Annotated in this window: 18 protein-coding genes and 2 pseudogenes; 17 read left to right on the forward strand and 3 right to left on the reverse strand. The window is 44.7% G+C overall.

The genetic code is table 11. The annotated features are described in order from the left end of the window. The first annotated feature begins 474 nt into the window (after positions 1-474). From AOX59_RS16700 to AOX59_RS16710, 3 genes are all read left to right on the forward strand, one after another. The gene (locus AOX59_RS16700; protein WP_068447201.1) at positions 475-1,584 is read left to right on the forward strand and encodes a threonine synthase; all 1,110 of its coding nucleotides are present in this window, start codon (positions 475-477) and stop codon (positions 1,582-1,584) included. 38 nt (positions 1,585-1,622) lie between these two features. Further along, positions 1,623-2,729: an alanine racemase gene (locus AOX59_RS16705; protein ID WP_068447203.1), complete on the forward strand. Its 1,107-nt coding sequence runs from the start codon at positions 1,623-1,625 to the stop codon at positions 2,727-2,729. A gap of 128 nt (positions 2,730-2,857) precedes the next feature. Then, positions 2,858-4,063: a dicarboxylate/amino acid:cation symporter gene (locus AOX59_RS16710; RefSeq protein ID WP_068447206.1), complete on the forward strand. Its 1,206-nt coding sequence runs from the start codon at positions 2,858-2,860 to the stop codon at positions 4,061-4,063. A gap of 836 nt (positions 4,064-4,899) precedes the next feature. Here AOX59_RS16710 and AOX59_RS20800 read toward each other — a convergent pair. After that, complete coding sequence (locus AOX59_RS20800; protein WP_470368373.1) at positions 4,900-4,992, reverse strand: DUF7685 domain-containing protein; 93 nt, start codon at positions 4,990-4,992, stop codon at positions 4,900-4,902. A 383-nt stretch (positions 4,993-5,375) separates the two neighbouring features. Between AOX59_RS20800 and AOX59_RS16715 the strand changes: the two genes are divergently transcribed. Then, entirely contained in the window at positions 5,376-6,251 is an 876-nt protein-coding gene (locus AOX59_RS16715) for an NAD(P)-dependent oxidoreductase (protein ID WP_068447207.1), read from the forward strand. Positions 6,252-6,268: 17 nt separating this feature from the next. Here AOX59_RS16715 and AOX59_RS16720 read toward each other — a convergent pair whose 3' ends face one another. After that, entirely contained in the window at positions 6,269-7,150 is an 882-nt protein-coding gene (locus tag AOX59_RS16720; RefSeq protein WP_068447208.1) for a LysR family transcriptional regulator, read from the reverse strand. Between the two features lie 123 nt (positions 7,151-7,273). Here AOX59_RS16720 and hutG point away from each other — a divergent pair, with 123 nt between their 5' ends. The 5 genes and pseudogenes from hutG to AOX59_RS16745 all read left to right on the forward strand — a co-directional run bounded on the left by hutG (position 7,274) and on the right by AOX59_RS16745 (position 14,300). Beyond that, positions 7,274-8,236, forward strand: a complete 963-nt coding sequence (hutG, locus tag AOX59_RS16725; protein WP_237049300.1) for a formimidoylglutamase — start codon at positions 7,274-7,276, stop codon at positions 8,234-8,236. Between the two features lie 46 nt (positions 8,237-8,282). Beyond that, positions 8,283-9,953 (forward strand): urocanate hydratase, encoded by a 1,671-nt coding sequence (hutU, locus tag AOX59_RS16730; protein ID WP_068447209.1) that lies wholly within the window; start codon positions 8,283-8,285, stop codon positions 9,951-9,953. Between the two features lie 135 nt (positions 9,954-10,088). Next, positions 10,089-11,371 (forward strand): annotated as a pseudogene (hutI, locus tag AOX59_RS16735) (imidazolonepropionase). After that, positions 11,368-12,885 carry a histidine ammonia-lyase gene (gene hutH / locus AOX59_RS16740; protein ID WP_068447211.1) on the forward strand — a complete coding sequence of 506 codons (1,518 nt, stop codon included), beginning with the start codon at positions 11,368-11,370 and terminating at the stop codon, positions 12,883-12,885. Before hutI ends, hutH begins: the two are co-directional and overlap by 4 nt. Positions 12,886-12,983: 98 nt before the next feature. Beyond that, positions 12,984-14,300: a Na+/H+ antiporter family protein gene (locus tag AOX59_RS16745; RefSeq protein ID WP_068447213.1), complete on the forward strand. Its 1,317-nt coding sequence runs from the start codon at positions 12,984-12,986 to the stop codon at positions 14,298-14,300. 194 nt (positions 14,301-14,494) lie between these two features. Here AOX59_RS16745 and AOX59_RS16750 read toward each other — a convergent pair whose 3' ends face one another. Beyond that, the gene (locus AOX59_RS16750; protein ID WP_068447215.1) at positions 14,495-15,349 is read right to left on the reverse strand and encodes a MurR/RpiR family transcriptional regulator; all 855 of its coding nucleotides are present in this window, start codon (positions 15,347-15,349) and stop codon (positions 14,495-14,497) included. 248 nt (positions 15,350-15,597) lie between these two features. Here AOX59_RS16750 and gnd point away from each other — a divergent pair, with 248 nt between their 5' ends. The 8 genes and pseudogenes from gnd to AOX59_RS16785 all read left to right on the forward strand — a co-directional run bounded on the left by gnd (position 15,598) and on the right by AOX59_RS16785 (position 23,121). Continuing rightward, on the forward strand, positions 15,598-16,494 hold the full coding sequence (gene gnd / locus AOX59_RS16755) for a phosphogluconate dehydrogenase (NAD(+)-dependent, decarboxylating) (protein ID WP_068447217.1): 897 nt from the start codon (positions 15,598-15,600) through the stop codon (positions 16,492-16,494). Between the two features lie 23 nt (positions 16,495-16,517). After that, positions 16,518-18,065: a gluconokinase gene (gntK, locus tag AOX59_RS16760; protein WP_068447218.1), complete on the forward strand. Its 1,548-nt coding sequence runs from the start codon at positions 16,518-16,520 to the stop codon at positions 18,063-18,065. Between the two features lie 33 nt (positions 18,066-18,098). Next, complete coding sequence (locus tag AOX59_RS16765; protein WP_068447221.1) at positions 18,099-19,052, forward strand: sugar kinase; 954 nt, start codon at positions 18,099-18,101, stop codon at positions 19,050-19,052. 13 nt (positions 19,053-19,065) lie between these two features. Continuing rightward, positions 19,066-19,545 (forward strand): bifunctional 4-hydroxy-2-oxoglutarate aldolase/2-dehydro-3-deoxy-phosphogluconate aldolase, encoded by a 480-nt coding sequence (locus AOX59_RS16770; protein WP_335338758.1) that lies wholly within the window; start codon positions 19,066-19,068, stop codon positions 19,543-19,545. 2 nt (positions 19,546-19,547) lie between these two features. Next, complete coding sequence (locus AOX59_RS20630) at positions 19,548-19,700, forward strand: hypothetical protein (protein WP_335338759.1); 153 nt, start codon at positions 19,548-19,550, stop codon at positions 19,698-19,700. 2 nt (positions 19,701-19,702) lie between these two features. Next, positions 19,703-20,850, forward strand: a pseudogene (dgoD, locus tag AOX59_RS16775) (galactonate dehydratase). A 53-nt stretch (positions 20,851-20,903) separates the two neighbouring features. Beyond that, positions 20,904-22,262, forward strand: a complete 1,359-nt coding sequence (locus AOX59_RS16780; RefSeq protein WP_068447223.1) for a GntP family permease — start codon at positions 20,904-20,906, stop codon at positions 22,260-22,262. Positions 22,263-22,626: 364 nt separating this feature from the next. Then, positions 22,627-23,121, forward strand: coding sequence for a LysM peptidoglycan-binding domain-containing protein (locus tag AOX59_RS16785; RefSeq protein ID WP_237049301.1), 495 nt, complete (start codon positions 22,627-22,629; stop codon positions 23,119-23,121). Positions 23,122-23,194: the final 73 nt, after the last annotated feature.

Consider the following 23,194-nt stretch of genomic DNA (forward strand, 5'->3'; position numbering starts at 1 on the left):
GGTTACTTCCGTTGGACAGGCTTAACGAATGTCGACGTAAAGGGACGTGGTTTCCCTATCAATCAAAAACGAGGTATTGATGGTGAAACCGGTTGTGATTATGCATTTCTTTTTTTAAAATGTTTGTAATCCCCCTTCTTCAAATTTATATTCATTAAAAGTGGGAATATAACAAATATTTAGACAATATTTCTTTTGTAGATAGTATCCGATGACTTTGGGGTTATACGTACAATCTATATGCATGTTTGACTATTTTCTGTCATCATAATAAAGTGAATCTTCAATCAGTGGGGGTTTCTTCCCCCACTGATTGTTAGATGAACGAATCGGACATTTACTGGCAGTTGATCCCCCACCTATTCTTCATCGTATACTCGACCATCTGAGGTGGGGGTCTTACTGCCAGTTACATGCGGGATAAATACATAGATTAATAACTTGAAGCAATGCTTACATTGACGAGGAGGAATGATGTTGAACTATATCTGTATTAACTGTAAGTCAAGCTACCCATTAGAAAGTCATCAATGGAAATGTGATTGCGGCGGGTTGCTGAGCCTTGAATATGAAAAAGAGGCAGTGGATTTTTCCGAAACTTTCTTGTCACGACAACATTCTCTATGGAAATATATCGATGCACTGCCATTTGAAAAGGAAGATGTCTGGCAGGAGATTACATTAGGGGAAGGCGATACGCCGCTCATTAAAATATCTGAGAATGTCTATGCAAAAGCTGAATACTATATGCCGACGCTCTCCTTTAAAGACCGGGGTGCTGTACTCCTCATTGCCATGGCAAAAAAACTCAAGGCAAATCGCGTCATTGCCGACAGTAGCGGGAATGCCGGTACAGCAATTGCGGCATACGGGGCAAGGGCAGGAATCCAATGTGATATTTTCGTGCCGGATTCTGCCTCAAATAAAAAAATGAAACAGATTGAAGCACATGGCGCAGTGATTCATAAGGTTCCCGGAACGAGAGAGAATACAGCAAAAGCGGCAATCGCCATGGTAGAAAAAACAAATGCCTTTTATGCAAGTCATATTTATAACCCGATCTTCCGGGAAGGTACGAAAACATTTGTTTATGAAGTTTTTGAACAAATGAATGGCAAAATGCCTGACGCATTCATTATTCCAGTCGGAAATGGAACATTGTTAATGGGAGCCTATATTGCCTTACGGGAGTTAATGGCAAGCGGGCAGATTGATAAAATGCCCAAAATTCTTGCTGTGCAAGCAGAAAATTGTGCACCGATCGAGCAAGCTTTTGCTGCAGGAAGAAATACAGTGGAGCCGATTGACAATGCCGGAACGCTGGCAGAGGGCATTGCCATTGCAGCGCCGGCAAGAGGAACAGAAATCTTACAAGCGATTCGGGAGAGCGGCGGTGATATCATCGGCGTAACGGAGGAAAGTATTATCCATGCGAGAGATGCGCTTGCGTTAAAAGGGATATATGTTGAAATCACATCGGCTGTAAATTACGCCGGATATTTGCGATATATCGAGAAATACCCTGAATTAAAAGAACAGCAGGTCATATTTCCTTTATGCGGGGCCGGGATAAAGAGTGATTAAAATAGATAGCGCATTTTAATTGAGGAGGCGTGCCCATAATGAAAATGAAAGAATTGGATACACCGAGTTTAGTAATTGATAGAGAAATCATGATGGATAATGTTCGCGGGATGCAAGATTATGCTGATAAATATAATGTTCATCTCCGCCCACATACGAAAACGCATAAGATGCCTGCGCTGGCCAAATTACAGGAAAAAGCAGGTGCAAATGGGATTACTGTAGCAAAAGTTGGCGAAGCAGAGGTAATGGCTGAAAACGGATTAAACGATATTTTTATAGCAAACCAAATCGTAGGCGAAGTTAAGCTTAATCGTATCAAGAAGCTTACGGAAACAATTGATATTTCCTTTGGCGTTGACAGCATCGAACAATGCGAAATGATTGAAAATGTATTTAGTAACAGTCAAAAGCCGGCTCAAGTTCTTATCGAAATTGAGGTGGGCGAAAACCGTTCAGGTGTTATCGAAGAAAGTGATTACATTCGTTTGGTGGATTATATAAAAAATTGCTCTCATGTGAGTTTAAAAGGGGTTTTCTCCCATGACGGTCATACATACAAAGCAAAGGACCTCGAGGATTGCCGCCGTCTTTACAATGAAGCGCAAAAACGTACCCTCATGTTTGCGCATCTCGCTGAGGAACAGGGTTTGAAACTTGATACAGTCAGCATTGGATCTACCCCGCCGTTGCTGCATGATTTTGGCGTTATGGAGGGGGTTACTGAACTCCGTGTCGGAACCTATATTCTCATGGATGTATCGCAAGGAAATGCAATTGATTCCTATTCCAGCTGTGCTGCCAGTGTCCTGTCGACCGTTACCAGCAAACCAACCAATGAACGCATCATTACCGATGTCGGTGCGAAAGGGCTAACCATGCAGTCAAGAAGTGAGGGGATTTGCGCAACCGTTGGAATAGGCTATATCAAAAATTCCGATCATGTTCATATTGACCAAGTCTTTGATGAACACGCAATTATATACAATGAACGTTTCAGGAATCAAGTCGTAATCGGTGAAAAGCTGGAAATCATCCCAAACCATATATGCCCGGTCAGTAATTTATATGATGACGCTTATCTTGTTTCCGGGGATGAAGTTGTGGATGAAATTCCAATTTTATGCAGAGGGAAACTGCAGTAATCATACAAATTTTCTTTGTCAGCTTGACTCACTCATCCCTATTCAATCAATTGTACGTTTCTATTAAAATATGGTAGTTTAGTAAATGTCGAATAATGGCAGATACATATAAGATAGGAGCGTCTGATATGAAGAAAAGTCTGATATGGCAGTTGATTGCTGCATTTATTTTGGCGATTTTAACCGGTGTCATTTTTGGTGAAAAAGCGCAAGTAGTTCAACCCCTTGGAGATTTGTTTCTCCGATTAATCAATTTCATTATCGCTCCATTAGTGCTTGCCACACTTGTCGTTGGGGTAGCCAGTACAAGTGATGTGAAGAAACTCGGAAGACTGGGCGGGAAAACCATAGCATTTTATCTATTTACAAGTATGCTCGCGATAACGCTCGGTATCATAGCAGGGAAAATTTTTTCGCCGGGGAGCGGTATTGATGTATCACTGGAAGGAGAAGAAGCTCCTGAGCCTAATGAGACAGAAGGTGTTGTACAGACCATATTAAATATCGTACCGACAAACCCGTTTGAAGCATTGTCGTCAGGTAATATTCTGCAAATTATCTTTTTTGCATTGGCTATTGGAATCGCTATCACCTTGGTGGGAGAAAAGGCAAAACCTGTACAGCAGTTTTTCGATGGATTTGCGGAAGTTATGTACAAAATAACCGGCATGGTCATGACCATTGTTCCAATAGGTGTATTTGGCTTGCTTGCTCCCGTGGTAGGGGAGTATGGAATGGAGGTATTGCTTCCATTAATCAATTTGATCCTGGCTATGCTGGCGGCATGTATTATTCAACTTTTCGTGGTTTACGCGCTGATTATTAAATCGTTTGGTAAAATGAGCCCGATTCGCTTTTTTAAAGGCATTTTTCCAGCCACTGCGGTTGCTTTCAGTACAAGCAGCAGTTCCGGAACATTGCCGGTAACGATTAAGAGTGCACAGGAAAGTCTTGGCGTATCAAAAGAGACGAGTACATTTGTTTTGCCGTTGGGTGCTACCATTAATATGGATGGAACGGCATTATATGTCGGCCTTTGTTCAATGTTTGTTGCACAATATTTTGGTATGGATTTATCGTTCTCACAGATGGCGACAGTTGTGTTGATAGGCACACTCGCATCGATTGGGACAGCCGGCGTACCCGGAGCGGGCCTTATCATGTTGACGATGGCACTGAGTGCAGTTAATTTGCCGCTGGCCGGAATTGCATTAGTCGGCGGAATTGATCGTATACTGGATATGCTCAGAACATCTGTCAATGTTACAGGTGACGCAGCTGCAAGTGTTGTCGTTGACGCAAGTGAAAAGAAGGGCTTGCAGACAGGCAAATGACAGGATGAAAGATTATAACTTTGATGTGTGAATTAAAATAACTGAATGAAGTTCTGAGGCAAGTGGAAGCCGGCTCCTGATAAGTGGAGCCGGCGTTTGAAATATGGGCGGAGCAGTTTCAGCCCTGCGAGGTGATTTTTTAACGGCTGTCGGTGATGTTTATGGCCCGAGAAATTGAGCGGACTTTTTTGGGACTTTACCTGATGTGTACAAATTTCAAAAATGTGGTATAATGACTATACAGACACATATAATATTAAAAACCGCCCCATGCTGACACATGGAACGGTTACAATAAGGCCGAACCCCATCAAGAGGGGCTAGGCACCTGAAAGAGATGATCCCTCAGTAGCCTGCTAGAGCATATGAGGGGTTATTTTTTATCGGACATGATCAACGCAACCAGCATACCAAAAGAAATCATCAGCGTAAGCGTCACTCCCACATCCATTGGCAACACCTCCTTCCTGGGAAGCGTCCCGGAAGGCAAATCGAAAAAACGACGAAGCGGTGAGCCTAACCCCTCATGCGAAGCCAGCCTATTTGTATCTATTATTATAGCATATTTCCTTAGTTTGCGTGCCTGTCACCACCCGAATTTTGCATATTATGTCGAATGAAATTATCAAAAGGTTAAGGTGTCTGCGGTCACTTTCTGATTTTTGTCGAATAATATTATCTATGAGCTGCTGGTTCGAATAGAGCTGGTGGCTTTTTTTGTTTATGCCAGAATAAGGTCATAGGTTAGGGGAGAGTTCTTTTTTGCTCAAACAAATAATTTAAAAGGAATGATTCCATGAACCTATGTAATCGATCTGGCAGCCAACATGCGAAAATCATATTAACAATTCAGCTGACATCATCTCGTTGTAACAATCTATACAAAGGCTCTCCTGTTCGATTTCTTTTGTGGATGAGTTAACAAGGATGTTTTATAAGAAGTACGAAGGATGTTCAAAGTGAAAATAACATACAATTTGCTTGAGGTGAGACGCAGTGCGGCAACCACGCTTTAAATTAAGTACAGTTATCATGCTACTGGTTTGTCTCGTTGTGTTCTTGTCCTTAATTACTACGGACATGCTCATTACGGACTCCACAAGTGAAAATATTCGCAATCAACTAGAGGAGAAAGCGACGAATATCTCCCGTACGGTTGCGGAACTTCCGTCCATTTAAGCCTTCAAAATCGCTTCGTTAAACTTTTAAATCAGCGCGCCAGCAGGTATTATTAATGTATAGCAATAATTGTTAAAATTGCAGCAACGAGGCGGAATAAATTGCCTCAATAATGCGAAAGGAGTAATTCAGAATGCTTTCAAAGGAATCTGTTATTGGAATTGTCGGTACCGGTGTTATGGGCGAAAGTATGGCTCGAAATTTGCAAAAGAGCGGTTATTCAATCAATGTGTTCACCAGGACAAAAGAAAAAGCACATCTGCTACTGGAAAATGGTGCCACATGGAAGAAATCAGTCAGCGAATTGGCGAAAGACTCTGATGTAATCGTCACCATGGTTGGCTATCCATCAGATGTGGAGCGTGTTTACCTTGGACAGGATGGTATTATTGAAAATGCCAATGAAGGTACATATGTTATTGATATGACAACATCAAAGCCGCCCCTGGCTAAACAAATTGACCGTGAAGCAGCGGAACGGAATATTCACGCGATGGATGCACCTGTGTCCGGAGGTGATGTTGGCGCGAAAAATGGGGCGCTTGCCATCATGGTCGGCGGGGAGCAGGACGTATTTGATGACGTGATGCCTTTATTTGAAATCATGGGTGAAAATATCATTTTACAGGGTGATGCAGGCGCCGGCCAGCATACAAAAATGGTGAACCAAATAGCGATTGCAACGAATATGATTGGCGTTTGTGAGGCAATTGCCTATGCAAAAAAAGCTGGATTGAATCCAACACAGGTCCTCGACAGCATTTCAACCGGGGCTGCAGGCAGCTTCTCGCTATCCAAATTAGCACCACGCATGCTTGAGGGAGACTATGAACCGGGATTCTATGTAAAGCATTTTATTAAAGACATGACCATTGCATTGGATTCCGCACAGGAAATGGGACTCTCAACGCCAGGGCTGGAGCTTTCACTTAAATTATATAAGGAACTGGCGGAAAAAGGGGAAAATGACAGCGGCACACAAGCCTTGATCAAATTGTTTGGCACGTGATGGGGGTCTGACCCCCTTTACGTGAAAAACGCCTTTAACAGCTCGATAAACCGCAGCACAATTGGCGGCTGGAAACGGTTTCTATCATATGCAAGGTAAACAATGCGTGAGATGTTGGCATCGTCAACCTTTTTGATAACACAGTTTGTTTGGTTGGAATAGCGGACATAGTTTTCCGGGACAACAGTGATACCGAGCCCGTCCTCAACAAGCGTGCAGCCGGTTTCGAAACGCTCAATTTCGAACTGGATATTCGGTTTGACGCCTGATTTGCTGAAGGCATTCAGAATGTCCTCCCGCGTCTGGAAACCCTCCTTACAGACGATGAAATCCTCGCCTTCCAGATCATGAATCTGAAGCGGTCCTTCTCTGCTCAATGCGTGGCCAAGTGGAATGAGTGCCACGAGATTTTCCTCATAAATTGGAATCGTTTCGATGTCTTCCTGATGAATGTACTGATTGGTGATAGCGAGATCGATGTCAAAGTTATTCAAGGCGTTTTTGACATCACTGAGGCTCAAGGTTTCCAACAGGCTGATGCGTACATCACGGTATTCCTGTTTGAATCGGTTTAAAATATCAGGCACAAAAAACATTGAGGATTCAATCAGTCCAACCGAGAGTTTCAAGGGACCTTGCCGCTTAAGCCTGTCCATTTCAAACGAAACGTGTTCAAAGTGATGAAGCAGCTTTTGCGCTTCCTGATAGAGAATCCGGCCTTCTTGTGTCATTTGCAACTGACGTTCGGAGCGGTCAATTAGAATCAGGCCGATTTCTTCTTCCAGTTTTTTAATGGCGGCACTTAAGGAAGGCTGAGAAATGTGCAGTATGCTGGCGGCTTTCGTATAAGTTTGTTCATTGATAAGGGTGATGAAATAGTTTAATTGGCGGATATCCATGGCTTATGAACACACTCCTATAGATACAAACTATGGAAATATAACAAATAAGTATTAGTAATTATAGCATAGTTAAAATATAATATTAAATAAAGTAACTATTTTCAAAAAATAACGGCGGAATTGAGGTGGTTTAATATTTACATTCAAACGGATAACAAGCTTTGGAATGGCAGGGTTGATGATTGGGAAGATCCGGCGAGTTTCCGGTTCCATCAGTTGGTTCAGGTAATCGGAACCGATGAGCTAACCTCAGGTGAAAATGGCTTTGGTATCCTCGGTTTTGCCAGTGATGAAGGTGTCAGGCGAAACAAGGGGCGACAAGGAGCTGCCCGGGCACCGGATGCTATTCGTCAGTCCTTGGCTGCACTGCCGTATCATTTAGATGGGTCAGGTAAAATTGCTGATGTCGGCAATGTGTATTGTGAGGGGGATAAGCTGGCGGAAGCACAGGCGGAACTCGGACAGTTTGCCTCAGGCATTTTAAAGAAAGGTTTGACACCAATTATTCTGGGTGGTGGCCATGAAACACTGTATGGTCATTATCTTGGTGCAAGGGCATCTGTTGGTCATGATAAAACGATTGGCATTGTAAATATAGATGCACATTTTGATATGAGAAACGATCCGGAGCCATCATCTGGTACCATGTTCAGACAAATATTGGAAAAAGATGACAAAGCTGGCTATTTGTGCCTGGGCATTCAAGAATTAGGCAACACGCGGGCGTTATTTCAGACAGCTGAACGGTTGGGCTGTCAGTATATTTTGGCGAAAAATCTTGCGGTGAATGACTTTAAAGATACATTTACTGCCATCGACGACTTTTCGAAACGACATGATTACTTAGTTCTGACGTTGTGCACCGATTCGATTGTGGCATCGGCGGCACCGGGGGTGAGTGCACCGTCACCGTTTGGTTTGGATCCGAAAACAGTGAAAACACTTTTGACTTACATTGCGGGGAAAACGAATGTATTAAGTTTTGATATATCAGAAGTGAATCCGCCGGTGGATGAAAGTAATAAAACGGTCAGACTGGCTGCATATTTGGTGGCTGAGACGATGCATGGCTTTCATGATTAGACAAACTTTGTAAGCGCTTTAAATCAGTGGAGGGGGAAATGACTGTATGACAGCAAATACGAACACACCGGTCACACAGTATCGTGGAACAGAATTGCGCACAAAAGGGTGGATTCAGGAAGCGGCGCTCAGGATGCTGAATAATAATCTGAATCCGGACGTCGCGGAAAATCCGGATGAATTGGTTGTCTATGGCGGAATTGGCAAAGCGGCACGGAATTGGGAGAGCTATGAAGCGATTGTCAGGGAATTGAAGCGGCTGGAAGATGACGAAACGCTTCTTGTGCAGTCCGGCAAGCCTGTGGCAGTTTTCCGCACGCACCAGGATGCACCAAAAGTACTGCTGGCCAATTCGAATTTGGTTCCGGCGTGGGCGAATTGGGATCATTTCAATGAGCTCGACCAGAAGGGTTTAATGATGTATGGGCAAATGACAGCCGGGAGCTGGATTTATATCGGCAGCCAGGGCATTGTACAAGGGACGTATGAAACGTTTGCGGAATGCGCACGTCAGCATTTTGACGGCAGTCTGAAGGGGACGATTACGCTGACGGCCGGGCTTGGAGGCATGGGTGGTGCACAGCCGCTTGCGGTGACTTTGAATGAGGGCGTTTGTATTGCGATTGAAATCGATCAGCAACGGATTGACCGCCGCCTGGAAACGAAGTATCTCGATACGCAGGCAGACGATCTGGACCATGCGCTGAAATTAGCCGGAAAAGCGCGTGATGCAGGTAAGGGACTATCAATCGGGCTGCTCGGAAATGCCGCGGACGTGTTGTCGGATATGGTTGCCAAAGCGTTTATCCCGGATGTTCTGACCGATCAGACGTCAGCACACGATCCGAAAAATGGCTATGTGCCGGTTAATATGACACTTGATGAAGCGGCAGATATGCGCACTTATAATCCGGCACATTATACGAATCTGTCTTGTAAAAGCATTGCCCGCCATGTGGAAGCGATGCTTGCGATGCAGCGAAAAGGTGCAATCGTGTTTGATTATGGCAACAATATTCGTCAGGTTGCCAAGGATGAAGGGGTGCGGAATGCATTTGATTTTCCGGGCTTTGTACCGGCCTATATCCGTCCGCAATTTTGCGAGGGAAAGGGCCCATTCCGCTGGGTGGCGCTGTCCGGTGATCCGGAAGATATTTATAAGACAGATGAAGTTATTTTAAAGGAATTCAGCGATAATGAATCACTTTGCACCTGGATACGCATGGCACGGGAGAAAATCAGTTTCCAGGGGCTGCCGTCACGAATTTGCTGGCTCGGTTATGGCGAGCGTGCCCGTTTTGGCAAAATCATTAATGATATGGTGGCGAGCGGTGAACTCAAAGCGCCAATCGTGATTGGGCGTGATCATCTTGATTCAGGCTCGGTTGCATCACCGAACCGCGAAACAGAAGGCATGAAAGACGGCAGTGATGCGGTTAGTGACTGGCCAATTTTAAATGCACTCATCAACAGTGTTGGCGGGGCAAGCTGGGTAAGTGTTCATCACGGCGGCGGAGTTGGCATGGGCTATTCACTGCACGCGGGTATGGTGATTGTTGCGGACGGCACGAAAGATGCGGAAGCACGGCTTGAACGGGTGTTGACGACAGATCCCGGTATGGGCATTGCGCGGCATGTTGATGCGGGTTATGAGCCCGCGAAAGAGACTGCCCGTGACAAAGGTGTCAACATTCCAATGCTGAATAACAAGCGTTAGCGGTTTTTATTGACGTTATTTTACAGCGCAGCGCTATAGATATACGGATAATCGCTGTAGATTGGCAGAAAAACGCTGTAGATTATCAAAGCACGGTGCAAATCAATTGAAGGGCAAACCACGAGGAGGAATAACATGGCACAAACACTTTTGATTAAGAACGCATCACAAGTCGTCACGATGTCAGGTCATACGGGAAAACCTGCAAAACAGGAAGCGATGCAGGAACTGAATATTATTGAAAATGGTAGTGTTCTCGTAAAGGATGGATTACTCAAGGCAGTTGGAAAACAAAAAGACATGGAAGAACAATACCGGGGGGATCTCGCCGAAGCAGAGGTAATAGACGCCACCGGAAAAACAGTCACACCGGGTCTGATCGATCCGCATACCCACCTGGTCCATGCAGGCACACGGGAAAATGAATATGCGATGAGGCTGAAGGGTCAGTCGTATATGGAGATCATGAATGCAGGGGGCGGCATTCATGCGACAACACGAGCGACTAGGGAGGCGGACTTTAATCAGCTCTATGACGAATCAATACGGCGCCTCGATACGTTTTTCCAATATGGCGTGACAACTGTTGAAGCCAAAAGCGGCTATGGCTTATCACTGGAACATGAGCTGAAGCAGCTTGAGGTTGCTGCCAAACTGAATCAGGACCACCCGATGGATATTGTGTCCACGTTTATGGGTGCTCACGCTGTTCCGACGAGTGAGCGGGATAATCCGGAACCATTCGTCAACCGGGTAATTGATGAGATGATCCCGGAAGTGGCGCGGCGCAAGCTTGCTAAATTTAATGATGTGTTCTGCGAGCGCGGCGTTTTTACACCGGATCAATCACGGCGTATTCTGAAAGCCGGCAAGGAGCACGGACTCATACCGAAAATCCATGCTGATGAAATCGAGCCATATGGTGGTGCGGAGCTTGCAGCAGAGGTTGAAGCTATCTCGGCTGATCATTTGCTGAAGGCATCTGACGAAGGGATTCGCAACATGGCAGAAAGCGATGTAATGGGGTCCTGTTGCCCGGGACGGCATTCTTTCTGATGGCGGAATTTGCTGATGCGCGGAAAATGATTGATAACGGCGTGCCTGTTGCACTGTCGACCGATGCTAATCCGGGTTCATCGCCAACACTGTCCCTACAGTTCGTCATGAATCTGGGCTGTTTGAAAATGGGTATGACCCCGGAAGAAGTCATGATTGCAGCCACAATCAATGCCGCGCATGCGATTGATTGTGCTGATCGCATCGGCAGTCTTGAAGTGGGGAAACAGGCAGATATTGCCATATTTGACGTCCCGAACTATTTGATGCTGTCGTACAACTACGGGATGAACCATATTGATACGGTCATTAAGAAAGGGGAGCCCGTAGTTGTACCTAGTAGCAGGAGGGGTCGCAAATGATTGAATTAACCGGGTATTCATTAACGATTGATGAATTTAAACGAATTTGTCTGGATTTGGAAGACATTACCATATCGGAAGCGAGTATGGCCAATGTCCGAAAAAGCCGTTTGGCTGTTGAGGATATCGTATCCAATCATCAAACCGTTTATGGTATTAACACAGGTTTTGGGAAGTTTAGTGACGTTATCATTAACGAAGAAGATGTGGAAGATTTGCAGCTTAATCTGATTCGTTCGCACGCTTGCGGGGTTGGTGCGCTGTTTCCTGAAGTGGTTTCAAGAGCGATGCTTCTTCTTCGGTTGAACGCTCTTCTAAAAGGATTTTCCGGTGTTCGTCCAGAAGTGGTGGAGCTTTTGAAAGAACTGGTCAATAAACAAGTTCACCCCGTTATCCCGCAGCAGGGTTCATTGGGCGCTTCCGGTGATCTGGCGCCTTTAGCACACTTAGCGCTTGTTTTGACAGGAGAAGGCAAGGTTTATAGTGACGATGGCCAGCCGGTTGAGGGAAAGAAAATATTGACTGCTAAATCAATTCAGCCAATTACCCTGAAAGCGAAGGAAGGACTGGCTCTGATTAACGGGACACAGGCCATGACAGCTTTGGGAGCCCTTAATTATATTGAAGCCGAGCAACTGGCATACGACAGTGAATGGATTGCCGCATTAACAATGGAAGGGCTGGGCGGCATAATTGATGCGTTTCACCCGGCTATTCATAAAGCGAGGGGCTTTAAACAGCAGGAACATGTAGCAGAACGCATGAACAATTGGCTGGAAGGCAGTCGATTAGTCACACGTCAAGGTGAAAAGCGTGTTCAGGATGCCTATTCGATCCGCTGCATTCCACAAGTGCACGGGGCAACATGGCAGACACTGGATTATGTAAAAGAAAAACTCGAGATTGAGATGAACGCTGTAACCGATAATCCGCTTATTTTTGATGACGGTCAACTTGTGATATCCGGCGGGAATTTTCATGGGCAGCCAATTGCCTTAGCGATGGATTTTTTAAAAATCGCTGTAGCCGAACTGGCCAATATTTCGGAGCGCCGGATTGAACGGTTGGTCAACCCGCAATTAAATGACTTGCCGCCATTTTTAAGCCCGAAACCCGGGTTGGAGTCAGGTGCCATGATTATGCAATATGCAGCTGCATCGCTGGTTTCGGAAAATAAAACGTTGGCGCACCCCGCCAGTGTTGATTCCATTCCTTCATCTGCCAACCAGGAGGATCATGTCAGTATGGGCACAATAGCTGCACGCCATGCGGGATCTATTATCCAAAATGCCCGTCGTGTTCTGGCAATTGAGTGTATTTGTGCATTACAGGCCATTGAGTACCAGGGCCATGAAAAATCCGCCCCAAAATTACAAAAGCTGTGGAACGACTTTCGACATATTGTACCGACTATTGCAAGTGATCGTGTTTTCTCTGACGATATTGAAGCGGTTTATCACGCTTTAAGTCCGGTGTCTGAAACCAGATTTGAAAATATGGCTTGTTATATATAGATAACCTGGTGGATCGATTAACACCATGGATGTTTGGAGGCCCGAGTTAGTGTATGACGGAAACGCATTCATTAAAATTTTGAGGGGGAGAAGAGAAAATGTTATTGAATCCGGTTGTTTTGTCTGTCATTGTGTTAGTCGCCCTTAGTCTTGCACGCGTCAACGTCATTATTGCCCTTCTGATTGCAACCGTTGTGGGAGGTCTTACCGCAGGGTTGTCACTGGAGGAAACCATTACCACGCTGGTTGGCGGTTTGGGAGGACAGGGTGAAACGGCACTAAGCTATATTCTCCTGGGTATATTGGCCGTTATGATCGCGCGTTCCGGTATTACCGGTTTTTTAATTCGGCGCATTTTGCCGGTTATGACTGGACGGCGCGGCATTGTGTTGTTTTCACTTGCCGGGCTTGCAAGTTTATCCCAAAATGTTATTCCAATCCATATTGCTTTTATTCCAATCCTTATTCCACCATTGTTAGCAGTCTTTAACAAGATGAAAGTAGACCGTCGCGGGATTGCCACAGCTTTAACGTTTGGCTTAAAGGCACCTTATATTCTTGTGCCGGTCGGATTTGGACTGATTTTCCAAGGGATTATCGTTGATGAAATGAAAGCAAATGGTATGGAAATTGCTTTGTCGCAAATTCCTTTGGCGATGGCGATACCAGCAGCCGGCATGGTTGTTGGATTAGCAATTGCCATATTATTTACGTACCGGAAACCGCGCGACTATAAGGATATTCCAACAGAATTCACAGGTGAGGTTGCTGCAGCGACAGAAGAGACCAATGATAAGTGGCAGATGAAGCATTTTGTAACATTGCTTGGTCTGGCTGTAACGCTTGTATTGCAACTTGTTTATGGTTCATTGGTTTTGGCCGCATTAGGTGGCATATTGACTATCTTTATCTTCCGGGCTGAAACATGGAAAAATGGTGAAGTTGTTGTGGAAGAAGGCGTCAAGATGATGGGAGCGATCGCGTTTGTCATGCTTGTCGCGTCCGGTTTTGCCTCTGTATTAACGGAGACAGGAGCAGTTACCGAACTTGTCGAGTCAACGAGTGGCTGGCTGGGAGACAGCTATCTGCTGGCGGCAGTTGTCATGATGCTCGTTGGTCTGCTGGTTACTATTGGCATCGGCACATCTTTTGGAACCATCCCGGTTCTCGCGGCAATCTTTGTTCCGTTGTGCGCAACGATTGGGTTTAGCCCTTTGGCGACAGCTGCTTTAATTGGTACGTCCGGCGCAATTGGGGATGCAGGTTCACCGGCATCAGACAGTACACTTGGCCCGACATCCGGATTGAATGTAGATGGGCAGCACCATCATATTTGGGATACATGTGTGCCGACATTTATCCACTTCAACATTCCTCTCTTAATCTGTGGTGTCATTGCAGCACTTGTTTTGTAACATTTAATGTCGAATGAAATTCTTATAAAGAAGCTGCTGGTTTGACCAAAGCTGGTGGCTTTTTTTACTGATAGAAAAAACTAAACGCTTAGTCAAAATAGCATTTTCTTCAACTGTTTTTTAATTTTGCGTTTAAACGCAGTGGTATTTTGTTAGCTTGCCAAGAAAAACGCCCCAGTGAATGAGGCTTCGCTTTATAAACGCTTCAGACTTATGCCTTTTCTCATTTTTTGTAATGCCTCCTGGCCAGCTTCGTTATTTGCAATCATGACATTCGTGTAAAGCGCGTCAATGATAGACAGCTGGGCAATTCTTGATGATAACGCTTCTGAACGGAAATCGGTTTCTTCAGCGACAGTGTATAATGAAATGTCTGCTTTCTCAGTCAGCGGTGATTTAGCAAAATTTGTGACAGCTATGGTTTGTATTTCATTTTCTTTTAGAACTTGCAAGATATCGAGTAAGTCTTTGGTTGATCCACTGTGCGAAATGAGAACGGCAACGTCTTCATTTGTCATTTGGGATGCGGACATAATCTGCATGTGTGAATCCAGGTTGGCACTGACATCAATGCCGCTGCGTATGAACTTATGATAGGCATCCAGTGCTACAAGGGCAGATCCGCCGCTCCCGAAAAATTGAATTTTCCTTGCCTGTAAAATGGCTTCAACAGCCTCCCCGATCATTACTTCATCCTGGATATGAAGTGTATCCTCAATCGTTTTAACATTGGAACGGAAAATTTTTTCGGTGATGGTTCCAATGCTATCTTTTTCATTGATTTTTTCATGGATATCTTTTATTGGCGTTACGACCTCAGCTGCAAGTGCAATTTTCATTGCCTGAAATCCTTTGAAACCAATTCGCTGACAGAAACGGAAAACCGTCGATTCAGCGATTCCCAGTTTTTCTGAAACTTGATTAATTGTATGGTGAATGATTTTCTGGGGATTCTCTAAAATAAAATCAGCAATTATTTTTTCCTTATCACTGAATTTTCCATAATTGCTTCGAATGCTGGCTAGGCAGTGCTGGTTATTGTTTACCATAATTATTCCCCTTATCACTAAACTGTATTTACCCCGCATAAAGGGCAGTAATCCGTCAAAAAATGCTGACTGACTGTCCGTGAATGCCTGATTCTGCTTAACTAACATTCAGCGGGAAGATGCCGCTGAATGAAGTCTCTCTTTATAGTATATATGAAAATTCATTTTCATAAAACATTGCATACGGAAAAAAATTTGATATAATGTTATTCAAATGAAAAAAAATTACTCGATAACAGGAGGGCACTATGGAAATCGGAATGATTGGACTCGGAAAAATGGGTCTTAACTTATCCTTGAACTTATTGGACCACGAGCATAAAGTCGTGGGATTTGATAAAAATACTGCAGCAATTGAAAGCGTTGCCAGCGAAAGTTTGCAGCTCGCTGAGTCTTTACGTGAACTTGTTAAAAATCTGCCTTCACCCAGAAAGATATGGCTGATGGTTCCGGCAGGTAAGGTTACCACGGCAGTTATCGATGAACTGATCCCATTGCTGGATGATGGCGATATATTAATTGATGGTGGTAATTCGAATTATAACGATACACTCAAGCATGCCGAAAAATTAAAAGAGCATGGAATTTATTTCTTTGATTGCGGTACGAGTGGTGGTGTAGACGGTGCCAGGTCAGGCGCTTGTACGATGATTGGCGGAGACGAAGCTAAATTTAAGGAAATTGAACAATTGTTTAAGGATGTTTCAGTCGATAATGGTTACCTTTACACCGGAAAATGTGGAAGCGGACACTTTTTGAAAATGGTTCATAATGGCATGGAATATGGGATGATGCAGGCAATAGGAGAAGGATTCGATATCCTGGAGAAAAGTGAATTCGATTATGACTATGAACAGGTTGCAAAGGTATTCAACAATGGATCTGTTATCCGCTCCTGGCTGATGGAATTGGTTGAAAGTGCGTTTTCCAAAGATGCCAATCTGGATGATATCCGGGGTGTCATGAACTCATCCGGAGAAGGCAAATGGACGGTGGAAACGGCACTGGACTTGCAAGCTGCCGCCCCAGTTATAGCATTGTCGCTTATGATGCGGTATCGCTCACAGGAAGATGACACGTTTTCCGGCAAAGTTGTTGCAGCACTAAGGAACGAATTTGGCGGACACGATGTCGTGAATAGGTAGTTTTTAAATTAGGAGGAAGAACGATGGAGCAAGGATATTATCTGGGAGTTGATATCGGTACAACCAGCACAAAGGCGGTACTTTATCAAAAAAATGGTGAAATGAAAGCGGATCATACTATCAATTATCCACTGTATACACCAAATACATTGGTGGCTGAACAGGAACCCGAGGAAATTTTCAATGCCGTCCTTATGGCTGTTCAGGAAGTCGTGCGGAAGAGTAAAATTTCGAAAGATCAACTCCGCTTGGTATCATTCAGTTCTGTAATGCACAGTTTGATTGCCTTGGATGGCGATGGGAAGTTGTTGACAAACAGCATTACATGGGCTGACACAAGGGCTGCTGATTACGCCCGGAAAATCAAAGAAGAACATAACGGTCATGACATTTATTTACGGACTGGAACGCCAATTCATCCGATGTCCCCATTAGCGAAACTGGTCTGGATGAAAGAGGAAAAGCCCGAGATATTTAATAAAGCGAAGAAATTTATTTCGATTAAAGGCTATGTCTTTTATAAACTTTTTGGACAGTTTCTTGTCGATTATTCAATCGCATCTGCGACTGGCTTGTTTAATTTGGAGACGCTGGATTGGGATGATGAAGCGCTAAAATTAGCAGGCATTTCACGCGATCAGCTATCTGAAATTGTCCCGACGACACATCAGTTGGACGGGGTCTACGAGGAACATCTCACATATATGGGAATTGATCCCGATGTTCCGTTTGTTATTGGAGCAAGTGATGGAGTTCTGTCCAACCTTGGGGTTAATGCGACCGATGAAGGTGTTATTGCCGTAACAATTGGTACAAGTGGTGCCATTCGGACGGTATATAATGAGCCCAAAACTGATCCAAAGGGGCGGCTTTTCTGCTATGCCTTGACAGAAAACCATTGGGTGATTGGTGGTCCGGTTAATAACGGCGGGATTATTTTACGGTGGCTCCGTGATGAATTCGCTGCTGCAGAAGTCGAAACAGCCAACAGATTATCGATTGATCCGTATGATGTACTTACAAAAATCGCATCAGGTGTTAACGCGGGGTCGGATGGTCTGATTTTTCATCCGTTCCTGAAAGGGGAACGTGCACCAATCTGGGATGCCAACGCCCGCGGGTCTTTTTTCGGATTAAGCATCCATCATAAAAAAGAACACATGATACGTGCAGTGCTTGAAGGAACGCTGTATAACCTGTATTCGGTATTGCTGGCCCTTGAAGAACTTACCGGCGAGCCGAAAAGTATCCAGGCAACAGGTGGTTTTGCGAGGTCCGAAACATGGCGTCAGATGATGGCGGATATTTTTGATAAACCGGTTATTGTCCCGGAAAGTTTTGAAAGTTCCTGTCTGGGAGCAGTTGTACTGGGGATGTATGCGACAGGGGAAGTTGATGATTTCAGTGTTGTGTCGGAAATGGTCGGCAATACCAATACGCATTCCCCTGATGAAGAAACCTCAAGAATCTACCGGGAGTTGCTGCCGATTTATATTCGCTTGTCACGGATGCTTACTGAAGAATATGAAAGTATCGCATCGTTCCAGCGCAAACATTTGGGTCAGGAATGATACTGTGTTTAAGCATTGAAAGAGGTGAAGTGGATGGATGTTGTGACACTCGGGGAGACCATGGTGCTTTTTACCCCGGAAAACGCCGGGCCGATGCGTTATACTGATCGGTTTTCGAGCCGTGTGGCAGGTGCCGAATCCAATGTGGCGATCGGTCTTGCACGACTTGGCGTTCAGGCCGGATGGATGAGTCGTCTTGGCGATGACGAATTCGGCAAAAAAATTCGTTCGTTTATTCGCGGTGAAGGGGTTGATACGAGCCAGGCAGTCTTTGATGAAACAGCTGATACCGGTCTTTTTTTTAAGGAAAAATTGACACCCGGTGAATGGCGGGTGAAGTATTATCGTCAGGATTCAGCGGCAAGCAGGATGAAACCGGGAGATGTGGATGAATCCTATATTGCCGGAGCGAAATATTTACATGTGACCGGCATTACGCCAGCTTTGAGCGAGAGCTGTTATGAAACCGTTTTAACCGCCATTGACTATGCGAAAAAGCATGATGTAACCGTGGTCTTTGACCCGAATCTAAGGCGAAAACTATGGCCGGATAATAAGGCCAGGAAAGTATTGACCGAGCTCGTAACACAAGCTGATATCGTGCTGCCGGGAATTGAAGAAGCCGAATTTTTATTCGGAAGCGGGTCTCCGGAAGAACTTTCAAGGAAGTTTAGGGAAAAAGGCGCTTCCACAGTCATCATGAAACTGGGAAAGAAAGGCGCGTATTATCTGAACGATGATGCTGAAGGGCTTGTTCACGGTTTCCAGGTTTCGGAAATCGTCGACCCGGTTGGAGCCGGTGACGGATTTTCAGCCGGCGTTCTATCCGGTCTGCTTGATGGATTGTCGGTGAAGGATGCAGCGCAACGCGGAAATGCCGTTGGAGCCATGGTCATCATGGCAGCCGGTGACGTTGAGGGGTTGCCGGAAAAAGACCGGCTGCTTAACTTTATGGATAATCGGACAAGAGGAGATGTCGAACGATGAGGAGAATATTTTTATGTTGAATACATTGCAAAAAATGACCGATCATAAGCTGGTTGCGATTGTGCGTGGTGCGGATCCTGATGATGTGATGCCGATAGCTGAAGCGCTCTATGATGGTGGTATCCGCCTTATGGAAATCACAATGGACACACCGCGTGTTGAGACGATCATCAGTGAACTAAATAATGCATTTAGTGGCGAAATGCTTGTCGGTGCAGGAACTGTTTTGGATGCTGAGTCAGCTAAAACCGCGATTGAAGCAGGTGCGACGTTCATTATTTCACCGACTGTTAATACCGAAACGATTAAGATGACGAAGCGGTATGGCGTAGTCAGCATCCCGGGTGCGATGACACCAACAGAGATTTTGACAGCCTATGAACACGGGGCCGATTTGGTTAAAGTATTTCCTGCACAAGCGATGGGACCAGGCTATGTTAAAGATGTCCGGGGACCGTTTCCATATATTCCATTAATGCCTACCGGGGGGTGAATTTGTTAAACGTCCGGGAGTATTTTGAAAAAGGTGCCCTTGCAGCAGGACTTGGCAGTTCGCTTGTGAAGACTGGTTCACCGCTGACAGATACTTATTTGCAAAAGATAACCGAAAACGCGAAACAATTTATTGATGCGATTGAAGGTGTGTAACGATGAAAATTACGGATTTTAAACTGTATAAAATACCACCACGCTGGCTATTTTTAAAAATCGAAACGGATGAAGGCATCAGTGGTTGGGGGAACCGATTGTTGAAGGACGAGCCCATACGGTCGCTGCTGGTGTTACTGAACTGATGGCCTACCTTATCGGGAAAGATCCGCGCCACATTGAAGATCATTTTCAGGTTCTATACCGTGGCGGTTTTTATCGCGGCGGTCCGATTCTGATGAGTGCTATCTCCGGTATTGAACAGGCGCTTTGGGATATTAAAGGCAAGTTTTACAATATGCCCGTATATGAAATGTTGGGTGGAGCGGTTCGTGATGACATTCAGGTCTATTCATGGATTGGCGGCGACCGGCCACAGGATGTTGGTGCTGCTGCTAAGGAAAAAGCAGACGCCGGATTTACTGCCATCAAAATGAACGGAACTGAGGAGATGAATTATATCGACAGTTATTCAAAGGTGGATGCTTCAGTCAGCAGGGTTGCTGCGATTCGCGAGACTGTTGGTAATGACTTTGGTATTGGCATAGATTTTCACGGACGTGTGCACAAGGCGATGGCGAAAATTTTAGTGAAAGAACTTGAGCCGTACCGGCCGATGTTTATTGAGGAACCGGTGCTTGCTGAAAATCTGGAAGCATTTCGGGATGTTGCGAATTACACGGCAACACCGATTGCAGCAGGAGAACGTAACTACACACGGTGGGGATTCAAGCAAATGCTGACCGATGGTGTGGTGGATGTTATTCAGCCGGACTTGTCTCATGCAGGTGGCATTTTGGAGGCGAAAAAGATAGCTGCGATGGCCGAAACGTTTGATGTGGCGGTAGCACCACATGCACCGCTTGGTCCAATCAATCTGGCGGCTTCTTTGCAGCTGGATGCCTGTACACCAAACTGTATCATTCAGGAGCAAAGCCTTGGCATTCATTACAATCAGGGCAGCGATCTTTTGGATTATCTTAAGAACCCGAAAATATTCGAATATGCCGACGGGTCTGTAAAAGTTCCTAAGGGGATAGGACTTGGCGTGGAAATCGATGAAGCACGGGTGATTGAAGCGGCGAAAACAGGTCATCAGTGGAAAAATCCTGTCTGGCGTAATAAGGATGGCACATTTGCTGAGTGGTAGTATAAGAGTTTTGTAGGATCAAATAATTTAAATAAATGGAGGGGGAATTATAAATGTCTACTGTAGGATTGATTTTACTTGCCGCTTTTGGCGTAGCTTTACTTCTGTTTTTGGTTATCAAAACAAAGCTGCAGGCATTTCTTGCATTGCTGGTAGTCAGTTATATTATCGGGCTTTTATCCGGAATGAGTCCTTCAGAAGTTCTTCAGGCTGTTAATGACGGGATGGGTGGAACTGTAGCTGAAGTTGCCGTCATTATTGGTGTTGGTTCGATGTTTGGTGAAATATTGAAGGCCTCCGGTGGTGCTGAACGTCTGGCCATGACATTAATGGATAAGTTCGGTGAAAAGCGTGTCAACTGGGCATTGATGCTGACGGGTGTTATCATTTCAATACCAGTGTTTTTGGATGTTGCATTTGTCATTTTAATACCTATTTTATACAGTCTTGCTCAAAAGACGAAGAAATCATTGCTGTTCTTCGCTATTCCGCTGTTAGCGGGTCTTGCTGTAACGCATAGCTTTGTACCGCCGACTCCGGGGCCAATAGCTGTTTCCTCGTTATTGGATGCCAATCTTGGATGGGTGATTCTGTTCGGACTGATAGCGGGTATTCCTGCAGCAATTCTTGCCGGGCCAGTTTTTGGAACATTCATCTCCAAAAAAATGCATGTTGAAGTGCCAAAAGAGATGCTCGAGAATATGGCGGAAGAAGCCAGAGGTAAAGAGTATGATAAAGAACTTCCCAGCTTTAAAATGATTGCATCGTTGATTTTGCTGCCTTTACTTCTGATTTTGTTAAATACGTTTTCCAGTGCAATATTTGGTGAAGACAGTACGGCGAGAAGTATCTTAACTTTTATTGGTAACCCGGGCGTTGCATTGACAATCACAGCTTTGTTAGCCATTTACTTTTTGGGTACACGCCGTGGCTATTCAAAAGAGGATCTACAGCAAATTGCTACAAAAGGATTGGAGCCTGCGGGTATTATCATTTTGATTACCGGTGCCGGTGGTGTGTTCGGTGAGGTATTGGTTGCAACCGGTATAGGCGATGTGATTGCTAATACGATGACGAATTTGAATATGCCGATTATCGTCTTCGCGTTTCTTGTTGCTTCGGCCGTCCGTATTGCACAAGGTTCGGCAACGGTCGCAATGGTTACTGCAGCAAGTCTGATTTCACCGGTTATTGGCAACCTTGGAATTGAGGGGCCGATGCTGGCCTTACTTGTTATCACTATCGCATCGGGCGCAACGATTGCGTCCCATGTCAATGACTCAGGATTTTGGATGGTAAGTCGCTTTTTGGGGCTGTCAGAAAAAGATACATTGAAATCCTGGACAGTCATGGAAACAATCATTGCACTTGTCGGATTTGGTGTATCGTTGCTTATTAGTATTTTTATTTAATAGAATTCGCGGCAGAGGCAAGACCCCCTGTCCCGAAATTTTGTTTTATGGGGGGGTCAGTCCCTTCAAAGTTGGTTCACTCCCATAATCGAATCGTGGAAAGAAAAAGTGTCATGTAAAGATTCAACATGACACTTTTTTTATATGGAAGACGATTATAGAAACAAACGCTTGATTTTATCAGTGCTGTGACGTGTCTTGACATGCATATGGCAGCAGGTATGGTATGGGGTTTTACAAGTGTTCTTGATTTCCAAACATAGAAAACGGGTTTAAAAATAAGAAAAAATAGGGTAGATAGTAGTTATATAGATTTTTAGTTGGAGGTGTTATTATCAAATATATTTTGATGACTATCGTATGTATGATGGGTTTCGTGTTTTTCACGGGGTCGGTTTCTGCTGAAAAAAATTACAGGGTACAATCGGGTGACAGTTTATACCGTATAGCCCAAAATTATCAAGTTGATGTGAATGCTGTAATTGCAGCGAATGCTTCCATTACGAATCCGGCTTATATTAAGCCCGGACAAACGATAAAAATACCGGATCAAAATGGGACTTCTTTTACTGTTACAGCTTATACGGCGGGTTATGAATCTACTGGAAAGCGACCAGGTGACCCCGGTTATGGCATAACAGCTTCCGGCTCAATTGTAGACGAGGGAGATACAATTGCATGTCCGCCGGCTCTTCCATTTGGCTCGAAAATACATATTCCAAAATTGAATGAAACTTATGTTTGCGAAGATCGTGGAAGCGCCATTACAAATGGGCATCTCGACATTTATAAAGAAGACTTAGACGATGCGTTGCAATTTGGCGTGCAACAGCTGCAGGTTAAAGTGTGGACTTATTAGATTGCAAGTTTCATTGTTCAATTCAGGGATTATCTGACCGTTTGAAGAATATAAAGGGTGCTTTCCAACCATA

The sequence above is a fragment of the Lentibacillus amyloliquefaciens genome, from assembly GCF_001307805.1.
In the GTDB taxonomy this organism is placed as follows: domain Bacteria; phylum Bacillota; class Bacilli; order Bacillales; family Amphibacillaceae; genus Lentibacillus; species Lentibacillus amyloliquefaciens.